Genomic DNA, 11,908 nt, shown 5'->3' on the forward strand with positions numbered 1-11,908 from the left:
CCATCATACTTGCGAACATAGTTGTTGAACTGAGTCCTGTTCAGAAAAGCGGTTAATTGAGAGAATACGTATTTGTCTTGGAACATAGCAGCCATTTGTATTAGACTGCAAAGTTGCAAAATCAAGTCCGTTTCATTTCAAAAGGCCGTGTAATTGACTATATTTCAATAATTTCAAAGAACTATTTATCCACTTTTACGGGACAGTAGTGAAATCTAGAAATAAGATTAAGAAGAAAATTCTTTTTCTTTATGCACATTTTTAGGCGTTTTCACCTAATATTGGTGAAGCAAATTACTATAATGTAAAAACACAAGAATCAAATCAAATATAACTTTATTTGATTTTATCAGACGCCTAGAATTTAAAAAGGGGAACCGGAGATGAAAATTAAAAATCCCCGCATGTAGATTCTTTCTCTCGTTAAGAGATGCACAATGATTTAAATGATACAGATTTTCAGAGTTTTACAATAAAACAGACAATAAATGTTTAACGAATTGTATTTATTCGCCAAATAAAAATAAATTTTTGGAAGAAGCTGGAAGTTTTTGTCTACTTAATATTGTAGATATTAAGATTTTGCGTATATTTGCAACATTGTAAATTCATCTCTTAACGAGAGATGTATCTTAAATTGTAAACATAGACTTAAATTATTTAAATGTACAATTTGCGAAGTCGTTATTAATCAGAGTATATGTCATCCTACTTCGATAAAATTATGTATGAAAAAATGGATAAAGAAAGATTTGATGAAAGCGAGCAGTGGTTTATCCTGCGTGACCTTAAGCGTCCTAATTCTAAATCTCCTGCTTATAAACAGTTGGTAGATGAACAATATAAGGTTTTTACACCATTAAAATGGCGTTTAAGAATCTCAAAGGATGGTAAACGGATACGAGAGAAGGTTCCGTTTATTCAGGATCTTCTTTTTGTTTATGGGAAAAAAGTGAGATCGATCAAATTATACAACGGATTCCTACGCTTCAGTTTCGATTTCGAAAGGGTGGATATTGTATTCCGATGGTTGTCAGCGATGCAGAAATGGAAGAGTTTATGTATGCAGTAAAAAGTAGCAATCAGGAACATTCCTTCCAAGAGAAATTGCTCCGAAAGCTTTTGAACGGGCAGTACGTATAATAGAATTATTCATGTTTTATGCTTTTCAAAACAAGAAATTATGAAATATAAAATATTCATGGGAGTATTGTTATGGATTTCAGCTTTAATATTACATGCACAAAAGGTAGACAAGGCAAAACTGCTTGCAATATATGATAGGCAGTTTGAATTTTTAGATTCATTGCTTAAGCAACAATTCGTTGATCCTTGTGTGGCATTGAGAGATTTTAAGGCTAATTCACCTCTTCATTCAAGAGGGGATGATATCACTCCAAGCAAAGGATGTGAAACCTTTTTTCTTGAAAATCAAGGATATTTAGATTGGTATGCGCTATTTGAAGAGGCTGTGAACCAGAAAATGCGTGCTAATATCTTGGCAGTAAAAAATCAGACTGGCCTTCAGTGGTCAAGTAGCTATTATAACCGTACTGTTCCATATAAGCTTTATCAGTTCATCGATGAGGATGGCGATTTCTCCATGGTAAAAGACCGATTTCAAACAGACTTGAGCTGGGATTTGATGCATTGTGGACTTTTATGGGGAAAGTCAAGAATTGCTGCTCATAAGATTGATGCCGCACTTACGCTGGTAGATGCCAGAATGAACATTCAAAGCAGTTATATTGAGAGGCTTTCTGCTGAAAATGTACAGCGTTATCAGAAAGCTTTAGCCTTCTTACGGGCCTTACGCTTACAAAATCTCTCGTTGCTGGAGCAGACAGAAACTGTTTTATTTGAAAACCACCAATCAAGCACAGATCAATTACTGAAAGTTACGGATGAGTTGTTCATGATAGAGCAAATTCAGACTACAGATAATAGCTTATACCAATCATTAAGTGGGCTGGCTTATCAAGCGATAGATACGATTGCCTTACATACAGATCTTTTTCTTGAAGCAATTAAGTCGCAGAACAATGAGTTGAGAAAGTTAGATTTGGGTTATAATCGGATAAATGTGCAAATGGAGCAAACCTCTTTTTGGAGTAACATTAGCGTGTCACCCTTCATTCGTTTTGGATTTTATAATATGGTCGGCAATCAGCGTCAAGGTTCTATTGATATGGGAGTAAATCTACGTATCCCATTGTCTTTTGAACAGAGAAAAATCCGAAAAGCGCTGGCTGCTGAACAACAGATACTAACTACTAAAAGAGACTTGTCTTATCATGTTTTCCAAGAAGAAGTATCTTCTTTAATTCAAGAACTTAGCCAAATAAACAAGAGGATGATATATGAATACCATTGTATTCAGCGCATGCGGGATTTGTTACTTGGCCGTTCAGAGGCATTCAAAACTTTATATGGTGAGTATAGTCGTCCCGACCGTATTCGAGAATATAACAGATATATTGTTTGCTTGGAATCCATTGTTCAATTGAAATATCAAAGAAATGTCATTCTGATAGGCTTACAACGGTATTTGTCTAGCGAAAAGATTGATTTATATATAGACTACATAAAACAGAATTGATTCATTGTTATGAAAAATTTTATGTTTAAAACGCCTGAACGTCAGGCAGAAATAGAATATATAAGGAAAAAGCAGACACAGAGAATTGCTAAACAGCAAGTCATATTCATTTCGCTTTTCGTATTGTTCATGGCCGGCTTAATTTACTACATTGTATATAAACAATATTATTTGGAATTTCCAGGATATGTACATGCAAACGTACAAAAGATAAGAGCGGCTGGAGACTTGATTGTTTTTGATATGAATAAATCAATCGGAGATATTGTGATTCCAGGTGATACTGTATTCTCCTATATGTATCTGGATTATCTCATAGAACAAGAAAATGTAAATAAAGAAGTGGATGTGTTGATTAACTATCGTAAGACAATTCTTGAGTATGAAGAAGTCAGCAGCCAGATAAAAATCAAAAAAGATAAAATAGCAGAATTGCAAAAAGATATCGCAAAGGAAACCCATAATATACAATTAGGGATTAGTACCAATATATATAAGTTGGATTTGGAGCGACAGCTGCGAGAGGTTCAGATAGATTTACAGATGCAGGAACGTGTGCTTGGATTGTTAGGGAAACAACTTAAAGACGTTAATGTGGCATTAGAGAAAAGTGGGATAGAAGACCCAGATATTCAGATGCAACATCTTACTCATTTACGCAAAAAAGATTTTAATCGTGACGTATTGCGTTTTTACGTATCTTCTGACTCCGCTATAGTAACCAAAATGTCGGCGGCAAAGAAATCCAGAGTGTTCCGATCTGAGGATATTGTATATATGCAACCTTTAGATGTACATCTATCAAACATTTATATTACTGCTTATGTACCGTTTGAGGATGTGAAATATTGTACTTATGGCACTCCTGCAGAACTTGTGGTAAGTAATGAAATTTGTTTGGAAGCTTATGTAGCCGTGCAAGGAGCTGAATCTGTCGAATTACCACCTAATCTTCAAAGTAATTTCTCACGGGAAATTATAGTAAACCAAACTATTTTCAGATTGAAAGAAGGACAGTATATCCCTTTTTGGTGTTTGTCGGAGGGAACCCCTGTGAAGGTTAGAATCCGGAAAACTGATGTGAAGAAAAAGTCGGATGTGATTAATATCCACACCTGATTATATGTGAGTATCTTTCAAATATTTTAAATATAAAATTATTGTTATAATGTTTGACACTTGGAAAATTGTTACCAATCATAATGAAAGAAGAATATTAGTTGTAAATGGTATTCTTTCTGAAGAATATAAGAAAGAGTTGCGTTGGGAAGATTATGAAGCAATATTCATAGAGTCTTTTTTCGGACAGGCTTCACAGGATTACCAGGCTATTTTTTCGATTCATCCTTTGTTGGAGAGAAGTGCAGGATTGAAGCCTATTTTTGTAACGGATAAATTGCGTTCCAAGTTGGGGATATTTGCCGAAGTGATAGATGGATATGCCGATTCACCAACTTCACCAAGTGTGACAAATAAAATTGAGCAGATATATCAGAACCGTCGGAAGATGGGTATTGTACATCAGGTTGGTTGGGTAGATACCAAGGAGGCGATTCTTATACACTCTTTTCGTTTTATGATTTCCCGGAAAAAATTCAAGATGACTCCGCTGCTTTCCGAAGGGTCCACATCCGGATACATCATTCCCTTTATGGAAGTTTTGGAGCGTGCCGGGATTCTGGATATTTCTTTACGAAGGCTCTTTCAGCTAAAACTGATTGAGCTTGGTTACATGCGTCGTACCCGTTTCTTGAATAAGGTGTATTTGTGTCCTAAATGTCAACATTCGCATATTCTTTTTGTAGAGGTATGTCCGAATTGTAAAACGTCAGATATTCAAAGTCAGTCTGTGATTCATCATTTTCGCTGTGCGAATGTTTCTCCGGAAGATACCTATATGGTAGATGGTATGTTGAAATGTCCAAAATGTGGCAAATATTTGCGACATATAGGCATCGATTATGACCGTCCTACTGATATTTATATTTGTAACAGCTGCACGCACCATTTCATTACGCCTGACATGAATGCTATCTGCGCCAGATGCAAAGAAACATTTAATACAGCCCAGTTAGTTCCGTATGATATTTATGAGTTTGAGTTAACGGCGAAAGGGATTCATGCTTTTGCATCCAATGAGGCTTATCTTACATTGCAGAAGGATATTGAGGTGGGAATCTCTTCGTATGAAAATTTTGCAGACTCTTTAAGGATTTTGGCTAGTATGAATGACGCTAATGATGATTATCTTGTTCTGAGCAGACTATGGATTATTGGTGAGAATGGGGCCGTTCTTCCTATCCGTTCAGACCATATTATTCTACAGTATGTTTATATGAGGTTTAAAAATTTTAAAGTAGCTACGGATGGGAAAATGATTTATATAGCACAATTAGTTTCTATTGATGAGGAAAAAAGCCAAAAAGCTTTTGTAGAGAGACAGTTTACCGCATTACAAAAAGAAATGATAACGTTTAGACTGGAACATGCAAGCATCAGATATGAGATATTCAGTGTTACAAAGAGTGATTTTAATGAACAATTTATTAAGGAGTTAAAGAATATTCCACCTACTTATTAGATCGACAATGGACGTGATTTATCAATTTTACCAGGCCATATTCGAGTGCTTCTATTTTAGATTAACCTTATCTTCTTTATTTAGTATGTTTTGGTTCATGCTAATTATAGAGGTTCCCCGTTATTTTTTGTTAGAGCTGTTTGTGGCGTTTTATAGTGGCATTACTTATTGGAAGCGGAAGAGAAAACATTCCGTAGCCCGGATGTTGCTATATGTAGATAATCCGTTGATTACCGTACTGGTCCCAGGGAAAAATGAGGGAAAGCATATCTTCAAGTTGGTTAGCTCCCTACGTGAACAGACGTATCAGAATCTTGAGGTTATTATCGTCGATGACGGTTCTGATGATGATACACCGTTTATCTGCAGGGATCTGGAGAAAGATGGGTATATCGATAAATATTATCGTCTGAACGAGCGTGGTGGAAAAGCCAGTGCCGCTAATTATGGAGTTTACCATGCAAAGGGTAAATATATTGTTCATTTGGATGCCGACTCCTCACTTGATAGGGATGCTATCGAGAAGGTTCTAATTCCGTTTTATATGGATGACCGTATCAAAGGAGTAGGTGGTTGCGTCAAGGTCCGTAATTCAGATGAAACAATATGCACCTCATTGCAGGCATTGGAATATCTCCACACGATTCAGGTGGGTCGTATGGTTTCGAACTTTTTGGGAATTTATCACATCATATCCGGAGCTTTCGGAGCATTTGATGTGAAGGCCATTAAGCAGGTTGGCTGCTGGGATATAGGTCCGGGGCTAGATGGAGATATCACTCAAAAGCTCCGCAAAGCTGGGTTCAAAGTGTATTTTGCTCATGATGCCATTTGCATGACGAACGTCCCTTCCAAGTGGTATGCATTGTTCAAACAGCGTCTGCGCTGGTCTAAATCATTGGTCCGGTTTCGAATTCGCAAGCATATCAATATGCTTTTCGCCTGGAGAAATTTTTCTTTTTTGAACTTCATCTCAAACATGGAAAATATCTTGTTTGACTGTGTTTTTAATTACTTGTGGTTGTTTTACATCATCCATTTGTGCATTGTGCATACTGATATGCTTCTGGAAATCTTCTTGATAGGTTGGATGCTGCGATATGGGATGTCAATCATCTCTTTTGCAGTAGCAATGATGATTAGTGAACGTCCTTCCGAAGAATTCAAGTTGTTTTTTTATCTGCCATTACGCACGTTTTATACGGGATATTTTATGCGCATAACCAGATTGATTGCACATACAATGGAGTTTTTCTTTTTTTCATCGTACAAAGATTCTTGGAATCCTTCCAAGACTTCGATATATGCGCGCATTGAAGGAATTTAATTGAATAGAATATGAAAGATTTGATTATTGGAATTATTGGCTTGGGATACGTAGGTTTCCCTTTGGCATGTTTGTATGCAAAGCGGTATCATACGATCGGTTATGACCGTAATCCTATAAGAGTGGATGAATTGAATGCCGGCAAAGACCATACGAACGAAATTGATTCGGAGACTATCCATGAATGTCTGAACACTAACTTGGTATGTACTTCTGATGAGAATGCCTTGAAGAAGTGTAATGTGTATATTGTAACTGTACCTACTCCGGTGGATATCTATATGCAACCGGACCTTTTGCCTTTGAAATCGGCCAGCGCATTAGTGGGAAAATATCTTCAGAAGGGGGATATTGTGGTATATGAATCCACGGTTTATCCAGGAGTGACAGAAGATGTTTGTGTACCCATACTTCAGGAAGTGTCTGGGCTGCTTCTTAATGAGCATTTTTATGTAGGTTATTCTCCAGAGCGTATTAACCCTAGCGACAAGGAGCATACAGTAGAAAATATCTGCAAGATCACATCGGGTTCTACGCCAGAGGCAGCGGTGATAATCGATCGCCTGTATGCTTCAGTCTTGAAGAACGGTACTTACAAGGTTCAATCCATTAAAGTAGCTGAGACCGCAAAAGTGTTGGAGAATGCACAGCGCGACATTAATATTGCCTTCATGAATGAAGTGGCAAAGATTCTGAATGTGTTAAATGTTGACACTAACGCAGTGATTGATGCCGCTGCAACCAAATGGAATTTCCTGCCGTTCAGACCTGGGTTGGTCGGCGGACATTGCATAGGAGTTGACCCTTATTATCTTATTCAAAAGGCACAATTGCATGGGGTGTCTCCTCGTCTTATGACAGAAGCCCGAAAAATCAATGATTCTATGGGTAGTTATGTGGCACATCAGCTGGTTAATAAGTTATGTGGTACAATGTTTTGTATTTCTACCAGTAGGATTCTATTATTAGGCTTCACTTTCAAGGAAAACTGTCCCGATATAAGGAATACCAAGGTCATAGACATTTATAACACTTTGAAAAGGTTTACTCCTCACATTACGGTTTATGACCCATTGGTTAACCCGGAAGAAGTTGCCCATGAATATAACATCCGTGTAATCAATAACATTGATGCATTAGAAGATAGTTCGTACGAGGCTATTTTGGTGGCAGTTGCCCATCAGCAATTTCAAGACTTTGATTATGCGAGATATTTAACTCCCCAGGGAATCATATATGATGTCAAAGGACAAGTTGAGTCCTCATGTATGACTTATAAATTATAGGAAATTACACACTAAACCCATAAGAGTAAGATTATGAAAAGAGTAAATTACAAAACTGGAATCTGGATGCTGGGAATGGCGTCGATTTTAGCTACAATGTCATGTACGGACTTCCGTGAGGAAGCTTGGAACAACCGTGGAAGGTATGTGGATACAACCCACATTTCAATAGAGTCGGATGCCGAGGTGCTAACAAAACGTCTTAGCTTTGTAGATGATGAAAGAGTTTCGGGGCTTGCTTTGTCGCGTGTGGCCAAGTCTGTTCCATCAATACCTGATGGAGCCATTCAATTGGCGGAAGCTCCTACAAATTACAACAGCGGGGTAACCTTGAGTAAAGACAGCAGTTATTATGTAGAAAAGGGAGAAACGTTCAATGGCTCTATTTCTGGTAATTCAGTTGACAATGTCACCATTTATGTGGCCGGTACTTTAGAAGTGACAGCCTGGTGGTTAACTGGAAATAATGTTACGATTCAGGTCCTTCCAACCGGGAATTTGAAATATGCTTCTGATTCTAACAATCAGATGATTGCCCTTGTAAAGGATGGCGTGACAATTAATTCCTGGGGAACCTTTACAACATACTATAAAGGAAGTGGTATTCGTATTGCTCCCCATGCAGCGTTGAATATTTATAAATCTGCGCAAAATCAGAGTTTTTACGTCAATCCGCAAGGTGGAATGTGGGACTGCTCATTTTGGATAGAAGGAAGTTTTCAAGCCGACATCCCAGTTGTTATAGATGGAAATATGTTGGTAAACAATGGAAAAGCTGTATTCAATTCTGAACTGACAGTATCTAAAGAGGTTTATATACAAGGTGGTTCTATGGAGCTGAATGGTTGTACGACCATAGAGAAGGATTTTAAGTTTGTATCTGCTGGAAACTTATTGGTCTCGGACTATTTGAATGTCTGCAATATGGAAACTTGTCAAGGGACAATCAACATCTCGAATGGAGCTTTAGTTCAAGTGGTTGAAAATTTGTTTTTAACGTCTCAAAGCAATACCCGAATCGTAGGTCCGATGGTAAGCTATGCTGTGATAAAAGCGGGCAGCATATTCTCTGAGGACACTAAATTGTCCAATTTTATGTCGGGAAACATTGACATCCAATCCTCCGAAATTAGACAAGGGAATAGATGGTGGTATGCTGATCCAATTACTTTGGATACGTCAAATACCAATGGGGTAATTGTAAATGGTAATACTGTAATCCAGGCTAATGGATGTAACCCTGGTACTGGTTCATCAGAAGGAGCTGGCAACGTACACTTGGTAGAGATTGCCAGGCTGTCATCTCCGGCTAATTATTATTCTGCAACCAGTATTGATTTCAATGGGAATCTGGCTTATGTATCTTGGCATATCAATCCTAAAAAATATTCGGAGAATTTTGGCGGTGCCATCGATGTCATTAATATTACTGACAGAAAGGTATTGCAATGCCGGGTGAATAGTGATGTAAAATATAGCCATACTTGTTTTTATGATGGATGGCTGTTTTCTGCTGGTGATGATTATCATAATGGGGCTGTTTTGTCTAAAATACATTTGCAGAATGGCCTGTTTGCTGATAATAAAGAAGAGCAGTTAGTAAATCTTACTGGAAATTCTGGTAATTGTGTAGAAGTTGTAGGAAATACTTTGCTTACAGCTTCAGGTACTGAAGATGGTGGCTTCGATTTATTGCAGCTTAATTCTGCCCAAAAGCAGTATTCTATACCGGCTTTGGAGGCTAAGTTTGTTTATTCTAATGGAGAAAAAATTGTCACTTTAAATAACATGAGCCTAGGAACTGTTAACGTTTATGACGCAAGTAATGGGAAACCTGAAGATATGCTTGCTACACCTGTCTTGACTTTTAATGCTGGTCCGATAGCGCCTTTAGATGGTAAGAATGTCATTATGTGCAGTGAAAAGTATATTTATGTCTGTATGGGAAAAAATGGTTTGCATTCTTTTGATATAAATACGGGTCGTGAAGTAGCTTATTATGATATCAAGCAGGTGAATGGTATTGATATTGATGGTGATTACGTTTATGTAGCGAATGGATATGGTATAACAGTTCTAGACAAGGAAAGTCTGGCCTATATATCTTCGTTTGTAGATAATAGTGGTTCTGCCAATTATGTAAGGAAGGGAGAAGATGGATTTATTTATGTAGCCTACGGTATCACTGGAGTCCGTATATTTAGACTAGAATAATAATGTCAATCATTCCTTGAAAAGGACGGCGAGGAGGCCGTCTCAAAATGAACCTTGAGATGGCCTCTGTCGTTTCATATCAGATTGAAGTCGTTTGGATTTTCCTCAAAAAGGAATTTACAAGTTTCCTTCTACAGATTTCATCGTTTTACACCGTTTTTCCCCTGTCAGAAGCCTCCTAAGAGGCTACTTTTGCAAGATTATGCGCTATGGCCAGCAGGCCAAATTCAATTTCCACCTTTTTCAGCCCACGGAGATGGAACCTCTTGAAGTGCTTGTTGTTCTTGAGGTTTCCAAATACGGCTTCCACATCCTGTGGCCGCTGGCTCCGGTATTTAAGACCTTCCGCAGAGAGGAGTTTCTCACGTTCCCTTTCCTTGATTTTCCTCAGCCTGTGGTTTACCTGCACAATCCTTTCCGACCGGCTTCTGTGACACCGGCATCTTAACGGACAGCCCTTGCAGTTCCGTGCCCTGTACCTTGAGATGGTCCGTACAAAACCATTGTCCGTCGTCCGCTTCACATCGGAGAGTCTTTTCATCCTCTGTCCCATCGGACAGTACATCCCGTCGGTTTCCTCATTATAGTAAAAGTTGGCGGACAGGAACGGGTCATTCCTGAAGCTCCTTTTCTGTTCCTTGTGGAAATAGTTGTACTTTATGAAGGTTTCGATGCCGTGCATGAAGGCGTACAGGTAGTTCTCCTCACTTCCGTACCCGGCGTCACAGACGGACACGTCAGGATATCTGCCGTACAGGGAATGGAAGTCTTCCATGTGCAGGGGATAGGTGGAGGTGTCACCGGCACACTGGTGGAGGGTATAGTTCAGGATGAACTGTCTGTTGGTACTGACCTGCGGATTGTATCCGGGCTTGAGCTGCCCGTTCCTCATGTGGTCCTCCTTCATCCGCATGAACGTGGCGTCGGGGTCTGTCTTGGAGTAGCTGTTGCGCCCGTCGAGAATCTTTCCCTGGGATTCATATTTCTTCAGCTGTTCGGGCCATGTCTTCTTCACGCGCCGAACCTTGGCCTTCACTTTCCGGTCCGCATCCGTTCCCTCCAAGGCTTCATGTATCTGCTCCAGCGCCCTTTCCACCTTCTCGGGGGTGATGTCCTGATAAGTGACGGGAGCGGAGTCGCGCAACTCCTGCTTGGTGACGGACTCGGCGTACCGCCATATCTCCTCAAGCTGTTCCGCGATTCTGGAGATGCGGGTGTGGATGGACTTGCCCCAGACGAACGTATAGCGGTTGGCGTTCGCCTCCATCTTCGTCCCGTCAGTGCAGGCCACGTCCAGACTTACAAAGCCTTCCGCCACAAGGAACTTCACGATGGTAGCGAAGACGGTCTTGAGCACATCCTTCAGCCGGCTGCTGCGGAAACGGTTGATGGTGTTGTGGTCAGGCACCCTGGTACCGGTCAGCCACATGAAGCGGATGTCATTGCGGCAGAACTCCTCGATGCGGCGGCTGGAATAGATATTGCGCAGATAGGCATATACCAGAATCTGCAGCATCATGCGGGGATGATAGGCCGGACAGCCTTTGACGGAGTACTTGCGGTAAAGTTCTTCCAGGCTGACCTGTTCAATGATACGGTGAACAACCCGTACCGGATTGTTCTGGGGAATAAAATCGCCTAAACACGGAGGTAAAAGCAGATTATCGTTGGAGGTATAGTTTTTAAACATTATCTTTGGGATATATTGCTTGATTCCCTAAAGATACGAAAAATTAGGGAGACGGGCAAGTCCTGACTGAGCGAAGTTTGGACTTGCCCGATTTTTTTTTGCAGACACAAAAAAGGCCATCTCAAATTAGGGATATTCAGTAAATGTCCCCCAAAAATAAAATGGCATATGAAGTGATTATGGTCTATCATTTTCATATGCCATTTTTATT

The 11,908-nt window shown here is 39.5% G+C and carries 8 protein-coding genes; 7 read left to right on the forward strand and 1 reads right to left on the reverse strand.

Translation table 11 applies throughout. The features are described from left to right. The first annotated feature begins 724 nt into the window (after positions 1–724). The 7 genes from OCV81_RS16825 (at position 725) to OCV81_RS16855 (ending at position 10,007) form a co-directional block, all read left to right on the forward strand. On the forward strand, positions 725–1,072 hold the full coding sequence (locus OCV81_RS16825; protein WP_262640500.1) for a hypothetical protein: 348 nt from the start codon (positions 725–727) through the stop codon (positions 1,070–1,072). Between the two features lie 111 nt (positions 1,073–1,183). Then, entirely contained in the window at positions 1,184–2,599 is a 1,416-nt protein-coding gene (locus OCV81_RS16830) for a hypothetical protein (RefSeq protein ID WP_148331019.1), read from the forward strand. 9 nt (positions 2,600–2,608) lie between these two features. Then, on the forward strand, positions 2,609–3,718 hold the full coding sequence (locus OCV81_RS16835) for a hypothetical protein (RefSeq protein WP_148331020.1): 1,110 nt from the start codon (positions 2,609–2,611) through the stop codon (positions 3,716–3,718). Positions 3,719–3,767: 49 nt separating this feature from the next. Next, positions 3,768–5,180, forward strand: coding sequence for a TackOD1 domain-containing metal-binding protein (locus OCV81_RS16840; protein ID WP_148331021.1), 1,413 nt, complete (start codon positions 3,768–3,770; stop codon positions 5,178–5,180). Positions 5,181–5,187: 7 nt separating this feature from the next. Further along, positions 5,188–6,507 (forward strand): glycosyltransferase family 2 protein, encoded by a 1,320-nt coding sequence (locus OCV81_RS16845; RefSeq protein ID WP_148331022.1) that lies wholly within the window; start codon positions 5,188–5,190, stop codon positions 6,505–6,507. Positions 6,508–6,518: 11 nt separating this feature from the next. Continuing rightward, positions 6,519–7,793, forward strand: coding sequence for a nucleotide sugar dehydrogenase (locus tag OCV81_RS16850; protein WP_148331023.1), 1,275 nt, complete (start codon positions 6,519–6,521; stop codon positions 7,791–7,793). A gap of 33 nt (positions 7,794–7,826) precedes the next feature. Beyond that, the gene (locus OCV81_RS16855; protein ID WP_148331024.1) at positions 7,827–10,007 is read left to right on the forward strand and encodes an LVIVD repeat-containing protein; all 2,181 of its coding nucleotides are present in this window, start codon (positions 7,827–7,829) and stop codon (positions 10,005–10,007) included. 178 nt (positions 10,008–10,185) lie between these two features. Here the strand turns inward: OCV81_RS16855 and OCV81_RS16860 are convergent, their stop codons facing one another. Then, positions 10,186–11,697 carry an IS1182 family transposase gene (locus tag OCV81_RS16860; protein WP_148331025.1) on the reverse strand — a complete coding sequence of 504 codons (1,512 nt, stop codon included), beginning with the start codon at positions 11,695–11,697 and terminating at the stop codon, positions 10,186–10,188. Positions 11,698–11,908 lie beyond the last annotated feature (211 nt).

It is taken from the genome of Phocaeicola fibrisolvens, from assembly GCF_025567125.1.
In the GTDB taxonomy this organism is placed as follows: domain Bacteria; phylum Bacteroidota; class Bacteroidia; order Bacteroidales; family Bacteroidaceae; genus Phocaeicola; species Phocaeicola fibrisolvens.